Source organism: Trichococcus patagoniensis (genome assembly GCF_003051085.1).
In the GTDB taxonomy this organism is placed as follows: Bacteria; Bacillota; Bacilli; order Lactobacillales; family Aerococcaceae; genus Trichococcus; species Trichococcus patagoniensis.
Map to the genome: position 1 here is coordinate 38,270 of NZ_QAOM01000021.1, position 16,906 is coordinate 55,175.

The 16,906-nt window shown below is 47.7% G+C and carries 14 protein-coding genes, 9 tRNA genes, 2 pseudogenes and 2 riboswitches; of the genes and pseudogenes, 2 read left to right on the forward strand and 23 right to left on the reverse strand.

Annotation, left to right across the window (positions count from 1 at the left end; all coding sequences use genetic code 11):
- Window positions 1-7 precede the first annotated feature (7 nt).
- Window positions 8-1,234: an allantoate deiminase gene (gene allC, locus C8U37_RS12390; RefSeq protein WP_108033537.1), complete on the reverse strand. Its 1,227-nt coding sequence runs from the start codon at window positions 1,232-1,234 to the stop codon at window positions 8-10.
- Between the two features lie 179 nt (window positions 1,235-1,413).
- On the opposite strand from allC, the gene C8U37_RS12395 reads away from it, so the two are divergent.
- On the forward strand, window positions 1,414-2,280 hold the full coding sequence (locus C8U37_RS12395) for an alpha/beta hydrolase (RefSeq protein ID WP_108033538.1): 867 nt from the start codon (window positions 1,414-1,416) through the stop codon (window positions 2,278-2,280).
- 245 nt (window positions 2,281-2,525) lie between these two features.
- Here C8U37_RS12395 and C8U37_RS12400 read toward each other — a convergent pair whose 3' ends face one another.
- From C8U37_RS12400 to C8U37_RS12415, 4 genes are all read right to left on the reverse strand, one after another.
- Window positions 2,526-3,782, reverse strand: coding sequence for a glycerate kinase type-2 family protein (locus tag C8U37_RS12400; RefSeq protein WP_108033539.1), 1,257 nt, complete (start codon window positions 3,780-3,782; stop codon window positions 2,526-2,528).
- A gap of 27 nt (window positions 3,783-3,809) precedes the next feature.
- On the reverse strand, window positions 3,810-4,766 hold the full coding sequence (locus tag C8U37_RS12405; RefSeq protein WP_108033540.1) for a D-2-hydroxyacid dehydrogenase: 957 nt from the start codon (window positions 4,764-4,766) through the stop codon (window positions 3,810-3,812).
- Window positions 4,767-4,783: 17 nt separating this feature from the next.
- A complete protein-coding gene (locus C8U37_RS12410) occupies window positions 4,784-5,695 on the reverse strand; it encodes a sugar phosphate isomerase/epimerase family protein (RefSeq protein WP_108033541.1) in 912 nt (303 codons plus the stop codon).
- A 113-nt stretch (window positions 5,696-5,808) separates the two neighbouring features.
- The gene (locus C8U37_RS12415; RefSeq protein WP_108033542.1) at window positions 5,809-7,476 is read right to left on the reverse strand and encodes a thiamine pyrophosphate-dependent enzyme; all 1,668 of its coding nucleotides are present in this window, start codon (window positions 7,474-7,476) and stop codon (window positions 5,809-5,811) included.
- Between the two features lie 193 nt (window positions 7,477-7,669).
- Here C8U37_RS12415 and C8U37_RS12420 point away from each other — a divergent pair, with 193 nt between their 5' ends.
- Window positions 7,670-8,446: an IclR family transcriptional regulator gene (locus C8U37_RS12420; RefSeq protein WP_170100289.1), complete on the forward strand. Its 777-nt coding sequence runs from the start codon at window positions 7,670-7,672 to the stop codon at window positions 8,444-8,446.
- Between the two features lie 69 nt (window positions 8,447-8,515).
- On the opposite strand, the gene dhaM is transcribed toward C8U37_RS12420, so the two are convergent.
- From dhaM to C8U37_RS12510, 18 genes and pseudogenes are all read right to left on the reverse strand, one after another.
- Window positions 8,516-8,890 carry a dihydroxyacetone kinase phosphoryl donor subunit DhaM gene (gene dhaM / locus C8U37_RS12425; RefSeq protein WP_108033544.1) on the reverse strand — a complete coding sequence of 125 codons (375 nt, stop codon included), beginning with the start codon at window positions 8,888-8,890 and terminating at the stop codon, window positions 8,516-8,518.
- Window positions 8,883-9,470, reverse strand: coding sequence for a dihydroxyacetone kinase subunit DhaL (gene dhaL, locus C8U37_RS12430; RefSeq protein ID WP_108033545.1), 588 nt, complete (start codon window positions 9,468-9,470; stop codon window positions 8,883-8,885). The genes dhaM and dhaL overlap by 8 nt, the downstream gene beginning before the upstream one ends.
- Window positions 9,471-9,596: 126 nt before the next feature.
- Window positions 9,597-10,304 carry a glucosamine-6-phosphate deaminase gene (gene nagB, locus C8U37_RS12435; protein WP_108033546.1) on the reverse strand — a complete coding sequence of 236 codons (708 nt, stop codon included), beginning with the start codon at window positions 10,302-10,304 and terminating at the stop codon, window positions 9,597-9,599.
- A gap of 3 nt (window positions 10,305-10,307) precedes the next feature.
- Window positions 10,308-11,459, reverse strand: a complete 1,152-nt coding sequence (gene nagA, locus C8U37_RS12440) for an N-acetylglucosamine-6-phosphate deacetylase (protein WP_108033547.1) — start codon at window positions 11,457-11,459, stop codon at window positions 10,308-10,310.
- 71 nt (window positions 11,460-11,530) lie between these two features.
- Window positions 11,531-12,346, reverse strand: coding sequence for a MurR/RpiR family transcriptional regulator (locus C8U37_RS12445; protein WP_108033548.1), 816 nt, complete (start codon window positions 12,344-12,346; stop codon window positions 11,531-11,533).
- Window positions 12,347-12,777: 431 nt separating this feature from the next.
- Window positions 12,778-13,269, reverse strand: coding sequence for an energy coupling factor transporter S component ThiW (gene thiW / locus C8U37_RS12450; RefSeq protein ID WP_108033549.1), 492 nt, complete (start codon window positions 13,267-13,269; stop codon window positions 12,778-12,780).
- Window positions 13,270-13,410: 141 nt separating this feature from the next.
- Window positions 13,411-13,512, reverse strand: a riboswitch (TPP riboswitch).
- A 63-nt stretch (window positions 13,513-13,575) separates the two neighbouring features.
- A riboswitch (TPP riboswitch) is annotated at window positions 13,576-13,678 on the reverse strand.
- 114 nt (window positions 13,679-13,792) lie between these two features.
- A pseudogene (locus C8U37_RS12455) lies at window positions 13,793-14,421 on the reverse strand (ABC transporter permease).
- A complete protein-coding gene (locus C8U37_RS12460) occupies window positions 14,418-15,191 on the reverse strand; it encodes an ABC transporter ATP-binding protein (RefSeq protein WP_108033550.1) in 774 nt (257 codons plus the stop codon). Before C8U37_RS12460 ends, C8U37_RS12455 begins: the two are co-directional and overlap by 4 nt.
- Before the next feature lie 17 nt (window positions 15,192-15,208).
- Window positions 15,209-15,877, reverse strand: a pseudogene (locus C8U37_RS12465) (glycine betaine ABC transporter substrate-binding protein); the annotation flags it as partial.
- A 54-nt stretch (window positions 15,878-15,931) separates the two neighbouring features.
- Window positions 15,932-16,015: transfer RNA gene (locus tag C8U37_RS12470), tRNA-Leu, on the reverse strand.
- A gap of 41 nt (window positions 16,016-16,056) precedes the next feature.
- Window positions 16,057-16,127, reverse strand: a tRNA-Cys gene (locus C8U37_RS12475).
- A 23-nt stretch (window positions 16,128-16,150) separates the two neighbouring features.
- Window positions 16,151-16,222: transfer RNA gene (locus C8U37_RS12480), tRNA-Gln, on the reverse strand.
- 8 nt (window positions 16,223-16,230) lie between these two features.
- Window positions 16,231-16,303: transfer RNA gene (locus C8U37_RS12485), tRNA-His, on the reverse strand.
- Window positions 16,304-16,314: 11 nt separating this feature from the next.
- Window positions 16,315-16,395, reverse strand: a tRNA-Tyr gene (locus tag C8U37_RS12490).
- A gap of 13 nt (window positions 16,396-16,408) precedes the next feature.
- A tRNA-Phe gene (locus C8U37_RS12495) sits at window positions 16,409-16,481 on the reverse strand.
- A gap of 75 nt (window positions 16,482-16,556) precedes the next feature.
- Window positions 16,557-16,629: transfer RNA gene (locus tag C8U37_RS12500), tRNA-Asp, on the reverse strand.
- A 2-nt stretch (window positions 16,630-16,631) separates the two neighbouring features.
- Window positions 16,632-16,704 (reverse strand) — tRNA-Val (locus C8U37_RS12505).
- Window positions 16,705-16,722: 18 nt separating this feature from the next.
- Window positions 16,723-16,794, reverse strand: a tRNA-Glu gene (locus C8U37_RS12510).
- Window positions 16,795-16,906: the final 112 nt, after the last annotated feature.

The window sequence follows — 16,906 nt, forward strand, 5'->3', positions numbered from 1 at the left end:
TATCGTTCTATTTATACGCTAATTCATAAAGTGCGCTTGCCATCATCTTGACGCCTTCCACCAAATCTTCCAGCTTGGTTGCTTCAGCCGGGTTGTGGCTGATACCCCCGATGCTCGGAACAAAGATCATGGCTGTCGGATAATGCGGCGCGATGATCTGGGAGTCATGTCCGGCTCCGCTGTGCATCACACGGTATTTCATATTTGCTTTTTTAGCGGCTTCTTCGAGAATCGATACGATGTCTGCAGCCATTGGAACCGGCGCTTCATCCATCCAAAGGTCGATGGTTGCCTCGATATCCATTTCATTCGCGATTTCATTGATGCGTTGCTCCAATTTTTGGGTGAAATCGATCAGCACGTTGCTGTCGGTATGGCGGCAATCGATTGTGAACAAAACTTCTCCCGGCACCACATTCACCGTATTCGGTTTCGGTTCCACTTTTCCGAAGGTCAACACCAACGGATCTCCGATTGCTCTCGCCTTTTCGATCGACTCAGAACAAATGCGGCTGAAAGCATAGACTGCATCGCGGCGGTAACCCATCGGTGTCGTGCCTGCATGGTTCGCTTGCCCTTTCAGAACGACGGTGTAACGGCGCTGTCCGGCGATGCTGTTAACTACGCCGATTTGGAGGCCTTCATTTTCTAGGACGTTTCCTTGCTCGATATGCAGTTCCACGAAGGCTTTGATATCTTCTCTTCTTTTTTGCGTGCCCTTCTTGAAATCGAAACCGGCTTGATGCATCGCATCCACAAATCGGATGCCTTCAAAGTCACTGATCGCCTCAACATCCTCAATCTTGGCCTCATTTACGAAGTTTTTGCTTCCCCAAAACACAGTCGGAAAACGGCTGCCCTCTTCTTCGGCCATCGAGATGACTTCGAGTGACCGCAACGGCTGACCATATGTCTCTTTTAAGTAAGCCATGGCTACATAAGCCGCTATCACACCGAATTGGCCATCCAAATTGCCGCCATTTATGACAGTGTCTATATGGGACCCGGACATGATGGTTTCATCCGGGTATTCCGAACCTTCCATTCTTCCGAAAAGATTGCCGATTTCATCAAAATGTGTTTCCATTCCGATTTCTTCCAGTTTGTTTTTTACGGCATTCTGAGCTTCCAACCAAGAATCGGAGTAAAGCAAGCGCGTCATACCGCCCGTTGGATCGCTGCCGATACCCGATAATAAATCAACATTCTCTTGAATTGTCTTAAACCAGTCCATTTTTCCGTTTCCTCCTCCGAAATATCATACTCATATTGTAAGCGCTTCTTGGCAGCTTATCATTAACATAATACACAAAATCGGATATATTTTTGTGCCAAGTGTACACATCGAGCCGTTTTAAATGAAGGCGATTGTGATAAAGTTGAAGGGACTTCAGCGAAAGGAATGATAAAAGAATGAATGCTTCAACCGAAACTTACTTTGTATATGAAGGTTTGCCACTGCAGGCGACGTTTTATCCCGCTGCAACAGAATTCCCTAAACCATTGACGCTCCTCTACCTGCACGGGGGCGGGTTGGTGTTCGGAGACCGCGATGACCTCCCCGATGCATATAAAAAACTTTTGGCGGAGGCCGGATATGCGTTGCTGACGATCGATTATCCCTTGGCTCCGGAAGCTCAATTGCCCGAAATCATGCTGTGCCTACAGCAAGCCGTGGTTTGGTTCAACGAGGACGGGAAAAATTTGTTCCACTTGGGTTCGGCGGATTATGTGCTTTTCGGCCGTTCAGCCGGTGCCTACCTTTCCTTTCAGTTGGCAGCCCGTTCGGCGGATCACCATCTGAAAGGACTGGTCAGTTTTTATGGTTACTATTCACTGGATGAGCCCTCTTTCCATCAGCCGAATGCTTACTACAACACCTTCCCAAAAGTTCCTGCGTCTTATGTGGAGCAGCTGATCCAAAAGCAGCCGCTTGCTGTGGGACCCGTTACTGCGAGGTTTCCGCTATACCTTCATGCCCGCCAGACAGGAAAATGGATTCCACTGTTCCTGAAGGACAAAACAAAACGTACGGCCTTCAATTTGACCGCAGAAGAACTGCAGTTGTTACCGCCTACTTTTCTTACAGCCAGCACGGCCGACAAGGACGTGCCCTACCATTTCACCCAACAAGCTGCTCAGCTGATACCCGAAGTTGTGCTCCATCCTGTTCTGGGAATGCCGCACGACTTTGATGCTGATCTGACAAAGCTAGCAGGACGACGCACATATCAACAACTGATTCACTGGCTTGATGGTTTAAGCAAGAAAAGCAGCTAAGGGACGGCTACTCCGGCGAACGTAGGTTTCAACGGAGTTCGGCGGACATTCTGGTTGTGTCCTCCGGTGAGAATAGCTTCGCCGGAGGTAATGCTGATTGTCACCGGCGTGCTCCGGCGAGTGGTACTTTCATAGGAGCTGCGCACGCATACCACCGCGCTCCTCCGACTGGGAAGCGCACAACAAGAAGAAGGGTTTACCTCAGTTAGAGGCAAACCCTTCTTCTTGTTGTGCGACTGCCTTTATCAGACCGGCGCTTTCTCGATCAGCAATATAATCAGATCATTTACATTCGTACCAGTAGGACCTGTAACAATCAGATCTCCACTGCTTGCAAGGGCCTTATTGGAATCATTGTTCGCCAACAACCCTTCCACGTCTGCATAGCTTCTCCTCATGCGCGCTAAGCTATCGCCATCAACCAGTCCTCCAGCCGCATCCGTAGGCCCATCCGTGCCGTCCGATCCGACCGATGCCAAGACCACCTGCGGCAATCCGGAAATCTGGAAAGCTGCTGCCAACGCCAGTTCCTGGTTTCTGCCGCCCAAACCATCACCTTTGATCGTAACAACAGGTTCCCCACCGGAGATGATGGCACACGGGAGTTGTGCATCTTCTTGCCCAGAGACAATTTTTCTGGCAAGCTTCCCAAGGCGTTCCCCTACCGAAGAAGCTTCCTCTTCAATGGCGGTCGACAGCAACGTTGTGTGATAACCGAGTGATTGCGCATGCATTACCGCCTCGCGGCATAAAATATCCACACTACCGATTAATGTGCTCTTTACATTATCCAACGATTTAGGCGTTTCTCTCAGCAAGGCTTTTTGTGCATTTTCCGACAATTTCAAATCGTATTTCTCCACAATTTTTTCCGCCTCTGTGCTCGTCGAAAAATCAGGGTAAGCCGGACCGGATGCGATCGTATCCAGTCGATCCCCCAAAACATCAGATAGGATGATGGCATGTATTTGACGAGGAGAACACAACTGGGCAAATTGGCCACCTTTTACTTCCGAGAGATGCTTACGGATTGTGTTGATTTCGACAATGTTCGCTCCACAATTCAAAAGTTGCTTGTTGATATCTTCCAGTTCAGCCAAGGAAATCTGATTCCGCGTTTTTTCAAACAAGGCGGAACCGCCTCCGGAAATCAAAAATATGATTGCGTCTTCTTCCGGAATATCGGACACATACTGCAAAATTTCAGTGGTTGCGTCGATGGACGCTTGATCCGGTATGGGATGGCCAGCCTCAAAAATGGTCACTCGTTCTATTTCACCAAGGGAATGTCCATATTTCGTCAAGACCATCCCGCCTTTGAATTGCTGGCCCAGACAATCGACCGCCGCTTTCGTCATGCGCCAAGCTGCTTTTCCGATTGCGATGATATGGATGTTTCCATCTATATCCATCTTACTTAAGGCATTTGTGACGGCTTTATCCGGTAATACCGCCTGAATTGATTGATTTATGATCTGCGTTGCATCATCTCTCAGTTTCATGTCTGTTCTCCTTTATGCTTTGTTTCATCAAGAAACGCGATTCACTGGATTGCCTTCCAAAAATGCCTCAACATTATCGATTGCGATATTCAACAAGCGTAATCTGGCTTCAATCGGCGCCCATGCGATATGCGGTGTGATCAAACAATTTTTTGCAGTGAACAATGGATTTTCTTCCGTCACTGGTTCTGTCGAAACGACATCCACTGCTGCACCTTGCAACTTGCCGGCATTCAATGCTGCCGCCAGATCTTCTTCGACAATCAACGGGCCACGTGATGTGTTGATCAAAATAGCGCTGGATTTCATTTTATCCAAAGCTGCCGCATTAATGATCCCTTCGGTTTCCGGGAATAACGGGCAATGCAAGGAAACGACATCGGAATGCTCCAACAGCTCATCCAAATCCACGATTTTAGTGTGCTCATTCTCTAATGCTTTATTGGCGAAGTGATCATAAGCTAACACTTCCATACCGAATGCGATGGCAATTTTTGCCACAGTTTGACCGATGCGGCCAAACCCGATGATACCCATTTTTTTGCCTGCCAATTCTATCAGCGGATAATCCCAGAAACAAAAATCCCCAGATTCCTGCCAACGGCCTTGTTTGACTGCCTTATCATGTTCACCGATATGATGGCAGACTTCCAACAACAGTGCAAAAGTAAATTGCGCAACAGCTGTCGTTCCGTAAGTCGGGATATTTGTAACGGTTATACCATGTTCGGTGGCTGCAGCCACATCCACAACGTTGTATCCTGTCGCCAAAACCCCTACGTAGCGTATATTCGGACAAGCCGCGAAAATTTCAGCCGTTAATGGCGTTTTATTTGTGAATACAATCGAAGCATCCCCGATTCGCGAGATAACTTCATCTTTCGGGGTGCGATCATAGATAGCGCATTCCCCGAAATTTTCCAAACGTCCCCAAGAGAGATCGCCTGGATTAAGGGTATAACCATCCAATACAACTATTTTCATTTCGTTTCCTCCTTGTTTTATAACAGACTCCACGCCCGGTTCAGCGTACGTTTAGCGTTCGCAATGACTACATCTGGATCTTCATCTTGCCATGGCTTCACTTCAAATGATAGCACTGGCGGATTGACACTATCAAAGAATCCTTCAGTTTGCAAGACTCTCAAAAAATCCAACAATTCCGGCACATCATTTACACTGTTCGGGAAACCGAAGCGTGGGTGTGTATCTCCGAAGGCTTCCGCGCCTTCTTTCAATACACCATTTCCCATGTGCAGATGCGTGACATAAGGTTTAGTGACTTGGATTGCAAATTTCGAAGTTTCATGTGTTTGCGGAATATGGGACAGATCCATCATCAATCCAAAATTATCCACAAGATTCCGCATTTCCGCGGCAAAGAAAGCAGCATAAGGTGCAGGCCCCATCAAAGATTTCTTATCGAGATCATAATCAAAAACTTCTAAAGTGATGCTCATGTCCTTCTTAGCTGCATATTCACAAATAGTCTTTGTCGTCTTGATCAGTTGACGGAAAGCTTCGTCCTTAGTGATTTCTTCATATTTACCAGCAAGGAAAGCTATCCCTTTTGCACCTAAGTATTCCGCTTCATCGATCGAATCGATCAGGATTGCTTCCGCCTTCAATCGTTCCGTCTCATCGATGGCATTCGGATTCAAACCAGCTGTCAGTAAGCGTGGTTGCGCGCCATAGCAGACTTTCATATGGCTGGAATCCAGCATTTTTTTGATTGCTACACGATCTTCATCCTTCTCGATATGCGAAATTTCGATGGCATCAAAGTAATCATCCACAACTATTTTTTTTACAGTCTCTACAATGTTCCCTTGATCTTTAAAGTTCATCGCTTGCGGATAGGCCATAAAATGGATCAAGCCGATCTGCAAATATTTATTCATTGGTTCTATCATGGTTTTCCCTACCTTCACTGTTTTGGTTGATTCCCGCTTTGCCTATAAAGACGGCAGCATTCCCGCTTGCCGAGTTCCACAAACGGAGATGCCGCCTTCTTGTTGCAGCGATTTTATACGAATTCTCTTACAGCCGCGATGCTTGCGCCCATTGAACAGTCTGTATCTTCGTCACATACGATATCGATAATGTATGGTTTTTTAGAGGCATACGCACGTTCCAAAGCTGGTTTGATGTCTTCCGGATTCAAGACACGTTCTGCTTCACAACCGAAGCCTTCCGCAACCTTAACATAATCCATTACACCTTGATTCTCGGGCATATATACTCCGTAGTCAAAGTCATAGCCATACTTTTGGTTTTGACGGATCAAACCTAAGTAAGCATTGTTGACGATGACAACAACCAACGGGATATCGTTGACTGCCGCAACAGCGATTTCTTCAACCATGAAAGTAAATCCGAAATCACCCAAAACGGCAACGGTCTTGATTCCCGGCGCTCCAACAGAAGCTCCGATTGCACCAGGGATGTCAAAGCCTAAAGTACCTGCTCCGCCTGATGGCAAATACTTTCTCGGACGGTTGATATCCTGCAGTTGACCGGACCAAATCTGCGTCAAACCACAGCCGGTTGTAAACATAACCTCATCACCGAACACTTCATTCATCTCTTGGAATACGCGCTGTGGTTTGATTGGTGTGCTATCGTAGTCAGTTTTTCGCTTCATGTCGATACTCAATTGCGGTAATTCCGACACAAGCCCTTTGGCTCCGAACGATTCCATTTTTTTAGCCTCAGACAGCAACGCTTCGATTGCCATTTTCGCATCCGCTACGATGCCGATTTCAGCCGGGATAATTTTCCCGATTTGGCTCGGTTCGATGTCGATATGGATGAATTTACGGCCTTCCGAATAAACTTTGATATCCCCAGTATGACGGTCCGTGAAGCGGCAACCGATTCCCAAAACAACATCCGCTTCGCTCAATACTTTGTTTCCAAGCGGGCCACCGCATTGAATACCGGCATGTCCTGCATTCAATGGATGATTAACCGGGATTCCGCCTTTAGCCATATAGGTAGTAATAACCGGTAGCTGCAACATTTCAGCAAGTTCAACGCATTCGCTTGTTGCTTCAGAAAGGATGACTCCGCCGCCCATAATCATGACTGGTGCTTTCGCTTCTGAGATCAAACGTAAAGCCGCTTTGATTTTATCTGTTTCTGGCGCTGGTCTTTCGATTTCATAAGGAACGTAGCTGTCGATGTCAAAGTCAATTTCGGCCATCTGTACATCCAACGGCAAATCAATCAGAATCGGACCTGGTTTGCCTTCGCGTGCAATCCGGAAGCCTTCACGGAAAATCTCGACGGTATCATTAGGATCCATGACACACCAAGCGCCTTTTGCGATCGGTTTAGCGATCGACACGATGTCCACTGATTGAAAAGCATCCTTGTTCAGTTGTGATCTTACGGATTGTCCTGTCAATGCCAAGAATGGAATGGAGTCAATGTTCGCAGTATAAATACCCGTAATAAAATTCGTTGCTCCGGGACCGGCTGTACAAGCAGCCACTGCCATTTTCCCGCTGGAACGGTAATAGCCATCTGCTGCGTGGGTACAAGCTTCTTCGTGTCTCATGACCATGTGTTTGATGGAATCGGATTTCTCCAAATATTTGTAGACTGGGTTGATGCCTGCACCTGGGATTCCGAAAACGTCTTCAATTCCTTCTTTTTCCAAAATTTGTACAATCGCTTCTGCTACTAACATATCATTACCTCCAAGGCATTTCACTCTGTGAAATTGATTTTTACTTTTGTGTAACCACAGTTTAGCAGAGGCTTTTCTCGCTGTCAACAACTTTTGAAATTAAATTTCTCTTAGTGAAATAAAAATTGAGTAATTATGATGGATATGGTAAACTGCAATCAAGAGAAATCCTTTCATGAAGGGGAGAAACAATGTGATCGAAAAAAAAGTCAAAAAAAATCAATCCGTCGAAAAAGTACTGCAGATCATCGAACTACTCGTATCCCAAGGTGGTGAAATGCGGCTTCAGGACATCGCGGATCAAGTAAATTCACCCAGCAGCACCGTATTGCGTTATTTAAGCACGTTGCATTCCTTCGGTTATGTTTACCAAAATGCCGACTCATCAAAATATGCACTCACTTTGAAATTGGCCCAACTAGGCAGCCTGGTGAGTGGACAATATGATATCCGTAACTTGGTCCATGATGACTTGGTTGCGTTGTCGAAAGAATTCCAGGAATCTTCCTGTTTGGCTATCGAAGAAGATCACGAAGTGGTTTACATCGATGTCATCAACGGGCCGGACAACATGCTGAAGACGATGCAACGGATCGGAAAAAGGGCTCCCTTGCATGCGACCAGCGTCGGAAAAAATATCCTTCAAAACTATACGGAGACGGAAATCGAGGCTATCCTGAAAGATAAAGGGATGCCGGCATTGACCGCCAAAACCCTCACAACATCCGAAGCTCTTTTCAAAGAGTTGGAAACTGTCCAGGAAACAGGCGTGGCGATGGATAACGAAGAATGCGAAATCGGAGCCAAATGCATTTCGGTGCCGCTTATCGATTACACCGGAAAAGTCGTGGCAGCCATCAGCATCAGCGGCCCCGTATTCCGCATGACCGATGAAAAAGTGGAGAAAATTAAAGAGTACATGCTGCGCATGTCAGAGGAAATCTCAAAAAAACTCGCCTATTCGAAATAAAAAAATAGCCCATGAGATTCTCCTTTTGAAAAGGAGAATCTCATGGGCTATTTTATTGGATTCAGTTTCTCATTTCACTTTCAATCCCTGCAATTGTTCGCAGAGATCGTCAAATGGTGTGTCCGCCTGCACCAAAGCCGCTGCCGTATAGGCTCCTTCGACGAAGGCAACATCGCAGATGATGAGCTTCTTGTCGGTCAGATCGCGCACCAGCTCCAGGTTCATCTTTGCGCTGCCCAAGTCATAGAAGGCCAGGATTTCCGGTTCTTTCATTTTGCCGAGTGCGCCCATAATTTTATCGAAATCGGTGCCGATGCCGCCGTCTTCCGTTCCGCCCACCGCCTTCACGTTTACATCCTTCGCTGCTTGCTTCAGCAATCTGGCCAGCCCGTCAGCGAGCTCAGCGACATGCGAAACCAACAAGATGCCGTACTGTTCACTCATCGTACACCCCCGCTTCCAGCATCGCTTCAAAGAAATAGCCGCAGGATGCCGCTCCGGGATCGATATGCCCGTTCAATTGCTCCGAGACATACGCCGCCCGACCTTTCTTCGCCTGAAAATCCTTTGTGCTGATGACATGCTCATTGATTCTCTCCAACGACAGGCGCTGGTTCCGGATGTCTTCCATGACCGGAATCCAAACATCCACCAAGGTCTTCTCCTTCAGTTCCGCGTGGCCGACCTTTTGGATTCCTTCCAGACCACCTGCAAGGCCTCTCAACAGATCAGCACTCTCCTGAAAAGCGCGTGCCATATGCAGAAAGGCTTGCCCGTAGAGAAGACCGGCTGTACCGCCGGTCTTCTGGATGAAGGACCAACCGGCCGTTACGAACAGCTCCGGCAAATCGGCAGGCGGCTCCTGCGCCAGTTTGCTCCGCAGCTCCCTTGCTCCCCGAACCATGTTGGTACCGTGGTCGCCATCCCCGATTGGAGCATCCAACGTGTTCAGATAGTTCTCGTTTTTTTCTAGCTTTTCGATGAACAGGCTCAACCATGTTCTGGACGTTTCGACAGTCAACATTTCCATCACCGCCTTGGATTCCTCAAGCACACGCTTTACATGCTATCTCTGCTTCCATTGTAACCGTTTTATGCAAAAACGACAATCCGGAGGCTCCTGGAGAATAGCCTGCAGATTGTCGATTCACTATTTTTTGCTGAGCATTTGCGCCGCTGCTTCATCCAGTATCACGGTCACATGCTTATGTGTCTGCAGAACGCTCGCCGGCAACTCTTCCGTGATTGGTCCTTCCAACGCTGCTTTGACGGCAGCGGCTTTTTCTTTTCCGAAAGCCATCAGGATGATTTTTTTAGCTGATAGAATTGATTGGATCCCCATCGAATAGGCAAAACGCGGGACATCCTTTTCATCTTCAAAGTAGCGTTTGTTGGAATCGATAGTGGATTGCCACAGTGCCACTTTCTGGGTCCGAGAATCAAAAGAGGTGCCGGGTTCGTTGAAACCGATATGCCCATTCGTACCGATGCCAAGAATCTGCACATCGATAGGATGCGCTGCAATGATTTCTTCAAATTGCGCACATTCTTCTGTCTCATCCGACAATCCGTCGAGCAGATAATTTTTCTTGAAGGGTTTGGCATCGAATAAATGCTCATGCATAAAGTGATGATAGCTGTGTGGACTGTCCTCGGACAATCCCATGTATTCGTCAAGATTGATCGATGTCATCCCTGAGAAATCAAGATCGCTTTCCCGCATGATGCGGTACAACCTCTCCGGTGTGCTGCCGGTAGCCAACCCGAGCACATTTGCCCCGCTTCCTATTTCCTCCTGGATTTTTTCGAATGCGCAACGACTAGCTTCTTCTGGATTCGCTTTGATGATTATTTCCATTATCTACGCCCTACTTTCTATTTTTTTGAATACTGTCTGTCCATAACTGATTGTCTGTTCCACCGTGAATGACTTCGAAAGCAGCACCATATCCGCGTCTTTTCCAGGAGCGATGCCCCCTTTTCGCACCAGGCCGAATTCGCGTGCCTGATTGACCGAACTCATCTTTACCGCATCCGCAATGCTGCATCCGGTAAAACTGATGATGTTCTTGAAAGCTTCCTGGAATTCAAGCACACTTCCTGCCAGATTTCCACTTTCCAGACGGGCTTCTCCATCCTTGACGATGACCTTTTGCCCGCCCAATTCGCTGATACCATCGCCCATCCCTTTGGCGCGCATAGCGTCGGTAATCAATTCGATGCGATCGGCACCCTTTTGTTTGAACGCAATCTTCACCATTTCCGGATCGATATGCAGACCATCGACAATCATTTCCGCATAGATGCCATCCTCCAGGAATGCATGTCCGGTCACACCCGGTTCCCGGTGGTGGAGTCCCCTTTGCGCATTGTAGAGATGGGTGATATGCGTTGCTTTGGATTGCTGCAATTGCTTGCGTAAAGCATCCGAATGCCCGACTGAAAGTACGATTTGGTTATCCAGGCAGTACTGTTCGAAGGCAGTCGCATCACTCGTCTCCGGTGCAAAGGTGACTAAGCGAATCAAACCGCCGCTCAAGTCCTGCCACTTTTTCATTAAGGCTGCATCCGGTAGTTTGATGTGCTCTTCGGGTTGCGCCCCCTTATGGACAACAGAAATGAACGGCCCTTCGAGGTGGATGCCTTGGATGACAGGATGTTTTTCTGCAGCCTTGCGGATACCGATCAATGCCTTCTCGATATTTTCAGTCGATTGCGTCATCGTTGTCGGAAAATAGCTGGTGATTCCTTCTCGGTGCATCGTTTCAATCATCCGGTTGATTTCATCGGCATCACCGTCCATGTTGTCCACGCCATATCCGCCGTGGCTGTGGACATCAATGAAGCCCGGCATGAGCCTGCTTCCTGTGGCATCGATCACTTCCTCGTCTGTTTCGGCAACGTATTCCGACATATCCCCGACTGCGCTGATTTCTTTTCCGAACCGGACAAACCCATCGGCGATGACGGTTTCCCCGGTATACACTTCTGCATGGATGATCACTTTTTTCATTTGTCTTTTCCCTCTTTCATCCTGAGCTTTATTTGACTTGCACAGCCACATAGACTAAGCCCGGCCCCTCGCTACTCCGCTTTTTTTGAATAGCCTTGCACATTTGCTCTCGTCAGATCCATGTTGTATTGGAAATCCTCGTCCTGCAACAGGAAGGTCGAGATCACATCGATCAGATACATCATCCCGAACTGCGTATTGACGAACACCGTGTTGTTGACGAAGCGCGAGTGGTAACCGAAGCACGTGACGTCCGCCAGTTTTGTCAGCGAACTGTTTTTGAAGCTCGTCAGCGCGATGATCTTCGCTTTTTTCTTTTTCGCGATCTCCAATGACATAATCAACTCCGGTGTTTCACCCGAATTGGAAATAGCGATCACCAATTCATCCTTTTTGATGATCGAGCTGTTGATGATCATCAGGTGGGAATCTGCGACCCCCGTGACATTCAGCCCCATCCGGATCAAGCGTTGCGCCAATTCTGCGGCGGTGAATCCGGAACTGCCGATGCCGTAGATGACAGTTTTGCTTGCGTTTTTGATCCAATCGACAACCGTTTCGATCGCTTGGTCCTCGATCATCTGATTGGTTTCATCGATGACTTGCGTATAATAGCCATAAATATCATCATAGACGGTCAGCATTTCTTTCGACGGCTGCTTGCTTGTCGCTGAGCGCAACGCAATCTTCATATCTACAAACCCATCGATGTTGATATGTTTGCAGAAGCGGGTGATGCTGGACGTCGAGGTATCCACCTTCGCCGCCAAATCCTTGATGTTCATATTTTTGATGGAAGCTTTGTTCCGGAGAATGTAATCCGCGATTTTTTTCTCATTTGCGGAAAAAGCGGAATACTGGTTTTGGATTTCCTCGATGATTGTCACTGCTTGTTGCCTCCTACTTTGCACAAACGTCAAATGCGCGGTGCGCATTTCTTGACTTCGCCTTTTCTCTACGCTGATAGAATAACACATGAAAATAGTTTTTTCAATTATTATTTAATGAAAATTATTTTCTTTCGCATTCCGGTTAGTTGCCTACCCTTATGCTCACCCGTTCACTGGAGGAGAGCAGCGGAAATAATCGCCAGCTCCGATGAGCAGCTTTAGCTCGGAGAACAGCGGTCACAATAGGGCTTAACTCCGGCGAAGTTGTACTCATCGGAGAAAAGTTCAGAATGCGAGATTCAACTCCGACGAAGCCTCCGTTCGCCGGAGAACGACAAAAAAACAACCGGGTCGCTTTCCGATTGTTTTTTCGTTAATCTATCCGACCTGTCTGACTTCCCAAAAACAGATCGGAAATGGAGCTGGTTTTACATTCTGTTCCGCACCAGCACATTCCTTTTTTCCATTTCCCGGATGATGAAATAAGCCATCCCCGCTCCTATGGCGGAACTGATCGCAAAGCTAGGAAGGAAGATCATCAATGCCGCTTCCATTCCCATAAAGAGTTGCGCCAACAAAGTACTCACCAACGATCCCAAGATGCCCGTCCCTACCCACTCACCCAGTGCAGCGTAACCAATTTTTTGCGTTCTGGCATAAAAAAGACCTGCGCAAACAGCTCCAATCATGCTGCCAGGAAAAGCAAATATGGTTCCCGTCCCCAACAAGTTGCGCAGTACGGAAACGCCAAAAGCCTGCAGGACGGCATATCCGGGTCCTAACCAGACAGCGGTCAAAACATTCAATAAGTGCTGCATCGGTGCTACTTTGGCAATGCCGATCGGAATGACGAATATGCTGTTGCTGACTACCCCCATAGCGATGATCAAGGCAGTGGTGACTAATTTTTTGGTATTCATTTGTTTTCCCCTTTTCAGTCTGATTTATTCGTTTTTCGATCCCTTTTTTAACCCTATCTTTCCGAACGCTTGCCCTCCTCCCTGAGTTTAACGAAAATAAAAAGACACCTCCCCTGAGATGTCTTGGAAATACGTACGGATTCCAGCTCGACCTCAGTTCCCTCCGCCAGTATGAACTGGATCAGGTTTGAAGGGTTCCGAAAATACCGGTCTCAGCGCAGTTGCGCACCCCTACTGAAATTAAAAAACGCCATATGATCTGATGCGAAAATCAGAAAATATAACGTTTTGATGTCTATCTATGCGAATAGTCAAACGCCACATTCCCTACGCTAGTATGAACTAGATCAGGTACAAAGAGTTCCGACAGCGTCGGTCTCAGCGCAGTTGCGCACCCCCAGTGTTTCTCATTCCATTCTAACCAATAACCTACGGAAACGCAACCCTATTCAGAGGCTCTTTCTCCCTCAGCGCTCGGATCCAACACGATTACTTTCCCGAAACTGTCTTGGCTCTGCAAAAATCAAGAAAATCTACGTCGCAATACGACCTCAACAAAGTACAAGATGACATTGACAAACAGACTCAACAAAATCGACAGCGAAGTGCCCCACAGCAGTTTAACGACGCTGAATGTCCGCAGGCCATCGAAAAGGACTGTCCCCAGTCCGCCGGCATTGATCGTTGCGGCGATGGTTGCGATACCGATCGTTGCGGTAGCGGCAATCCGGATCCCGGCGATGATGGCTGTCGTTGCCAATGGGATTTGGATTTTCCGGAAAATCTGATTTCGGGTCATGCCCATTCCGACAGCGGCTTCGATGATCGTCGGATCGATTTCCCGGATCCCCGTAGCAAAACTGCGCAATAGTATATATTGACAATAAATCACCAATACGATGATTGCTGTATTCCTGCCCAATCCCGTCAACGGGATCAAAATGGCAAACAGCGCCAGGCTTGGGATCGAATAAAGCAAAGATGTCAAGTAAATCAAAGCGTTCATGACCCGTTCATGATGTATGCAGGCCAGGATCACTCCACTTGCGATGAGGATGGCTATCAATAGCGTCGTACCCACTAACGCAATAGGCTGGGCTGCATGGTGGCCAACAGTAGTTTCTCATGGTAGGCATTCCAATAGGCAATCATTTCAACTCACCCCAAAATGCCTCATGTTCCTTTACGGTGGCGATCAAATTCACAACAAATTCCGTTTTCGGATTGCGTATGATTTCCTGCGGCGTATCAAATTGGCAAACTTTTCCTTTATCCATTATCAGCACTCTCGTTCCCAACTTGAAAGCCTCGTTGATATCATGGGTAACCAAGACAAAGGTTTTATCGCTCAATTCTTTATGGATCTTTTGCAGTTCCTTTTGCAGCTGCAGACGCGTAATCGCATCAACTGCTCCAAAAGGCTCATCCAGCAGCATCACTTTCGGATTTGCGGCAAGCGCTCGCGCAACGCCGACACGCTGTTGTTGCCCTCCGGATAATTCTTTAGGCTTTCTGTCGGCAAATATTTCCGGATCAAGTTGGACCAGCGCCAACAATTCTTTGATGCGCGATTGGATGTCCTTTTTATCCCACTTCAGCAGTTCCGGGACTGTCGCGATATTCTGGGCTACGGTCATATGCGGGAACAGGCCGATTTGTTGTACAACATAACCAATTTCCCTTCTAAGATCCACTTCGTTCATTTCGCTGATGTCTTCCCCAAAGAAGGTAATGTTTCCCGAATCTTCGCGGATCAAACGATTGATCATTTTTAAAATAGTTGTTTTGCCGGATCCGGAAGACCCCAGGACAGTGATGAACTCGCCTTCCTTGATTGCAAAGGAGATGTCATCAACCGCCTTCGATTTCTCTTCCCCATATAGCTTCGTCACATTTTTGAATTCTATCACGGTTTGCAGCATGCGGCCTCAATGCCTCCTTACTTTATCGAATCGAAGTATTCTTTGGCGACCTCTTCATATTCTTGGCCATCGACATCGACTTTGGCATTCAATGCGGTCACTTTTTCTGTGTCCAGCGTGCTGCTGATGTTGTTCAGGATTTCCGCCACGTCAGGATTCGCTTCCAATACTTCATTGCGGATTACTGGAGCCAAGTTGTACGGCGGCCAAAATTGCTTGTCATCCACCAAAACGGTGAACTCCTCTGTATTGGTCAGTTGTCCTTCTGTCGTGTAGGCTGGGGCGACATCCGCCTCGTCATTTTTCAAGACTTCATATTTCAGGCTGTTATCGTAGACCGTCGAACTCTTCCAGTTGAATTCGCCGTAAGCTTTTGCCAAACCCGGTAGGCCGTCTTCCCGCTGATCAAATTCACCCTGGGAAGCGAAACGAAGCTCGCTGGCATGCTCCTGCAGATCGGAAATCGTAGCGATGCCATATTTTTCGGCTACGCTCGTCTTGATGACCAGCCCTGCGCTGTCATTGGCTTGCGCATAATCCAACCAGGTCAGATCAAACTGTTCGTTATATTCTTTTTTGATCGTGTCATATACTTTCTGGGGATCGGTCTCCATATCCATCTTTAATACGACAAGCAATCCCGTTCCGGTGTATTCCGGATAAAGATCGATTTCATCGTTTATTACCGAAAAAACAGGATCCCAACGATGATGTCATCGTCAGGATCCTGCTTTGTGTGATACCGGCGGCCGGGGTCGAACCGGCACGCCCTCGCGGGCACTGGATTTTGAGTCCAGCGCGTCTGCCAATTCCGCCACGCCGGCATGATATGAAGCTTGCAATGTTCCATCTTGTTGTTATGGAAAGGCGGTAACCGGATTTGAACCGGTGATAGAGGTTTTGCAGACCTGTGCCTTACCACTTGGCTATACCGCCGAAATGCTGTTATTAGAAAAAAACTGGGCTAGCTGGATTCGAACCAACGAATGACAGAGTCAAAGTCTGTTGCCTTACCGCTTGGCGATAGCCCAATAAAGAGGGCGACCGATGGGAATTGAACCCACGAATGCCGGATCCACAAACCGGTGCGTTAACCACTTCGCCACGATCGCCATCATAAGAATGGAGGGAGGCAGATTCGAACTGCCGAACCCGAAAGAGCGGATTTACAGTCCGCCGCGTTTAGCCACTTCGCTATCCCTCCATCATATAAAAAATGGTCCGAGACGGATTCGAACCGCCGACACCTTGAGCTTCAATCAAGTGCTCTACCAACTGAGCTATCAGACCAACATAATAAAAAAATCAGAATCCGAGAAGCTAGCCATCTTGTCAGATGTATAGCCCACTTTCCAGAAACTTAAACGGCTCCGACGGGATTTGAACCCGCGATCTCCTGCGTGACAGGCAGGCATGTTGACCCCTACACCACGGAACCAATGGAGGTTGACGGGATCGAACCGCCGACATTCTGCTTGTAAGGCAGACGCTCTCCCAGCTGAGCTAAACCTCCATAATGCTGGTAAATATATGATCCGTACGGGAATCGAACCCGTGATACCGCCGTGAAAGGGCGGTGTCTTAACCGCTTGACCAACGGACCATGCTTTTATTTTTTTTTGATAAAGCTACGGAGAAGGAGGGATTTGAACCCTCGCGCCGCGTTAACGACCTACACCCTTAGCAGGGGCGCCTCTTCAGCCACTTGAGTACTT

Coding starts and splice junctions, on each gene's coding strand:
- C8U37_RS12405 (WP_108033540.1), bottom strand. CDS start 4,766: ATGAAAATAGTTGTATTGGATGGTTATACCCTTAATCCAGGCGATCTC.
- nagA (WP_108033547.1), bottom strand. CDS start 11,459: ATGAAAAAAGTGATCATCCATGCAGAAGTGTATACCGGGGAAACCGTC.
- C8U37_RS12395 (WP_108033538.1), top strand. CDS start 1,414: ATGAATGCTTCAACCGAAACTTACTTTGTATATGAAGGTTTGCCACTG.
- dhaL (WP_108033545.1), bottom strand. CDS start 9,470: ATGTTGACTGTCGAAACGTCCAGAACATGGTTGAGCCTGTTCATCGAA.
- nagB (WP_108033546.1), bottom strand. CDS start 10,304: ATGGAAATAATCATCAAAGCGAATCCAGAAGAAGCTAGTCGTTGCGCA.
- thiW (WP_108033549.1), bottom strand. CDS start 13,269: ATGAATACCAAAAAATTAGTCACCACTGCCTTGATCATCGCTATGGGG.
- C8U37_RS12415 (WP_108033542.1), bottom strand. CDS start 7,476: ATGTTAGTAGCAGAAGCGATTGTACAAATTTTGGAAAAAGAAGGAATT.
- C8U37_RS12400 (WP_108033539.1), bottom strand. CDS start 3,782: ATGAAACTGAGAGATGATGCAACGCAGATCATAAATCAATCAATTCAG.
- allC (WP_108033537.1), bottom strand. CDS start 1,234: ATGGACTGGTTTAAGACAATTCAAGAGAATGTTGATTTATTATCGGGT.
- dhaM (WP_108033544.1), bottom strand. CDS start 8,890: ATGAGTGAACAGTACGGCATCTTGTTGGTTTCGCATGTCGCTGAGCTC.
- C8U37_RS12410 (WP_108033541.1), bottom strand. CDS start 5,695: ATGATAGAACCAATGAATAAATATTTGCAGATCGGCTTGATCCATTTT.
- C8U37_RS12460 (WP_108033550.1), bottom strand. CDS start 15,191: ATGCTGCAAACCGTGATAGAATTCAAAAATGTGACGAAGCTATATGGG.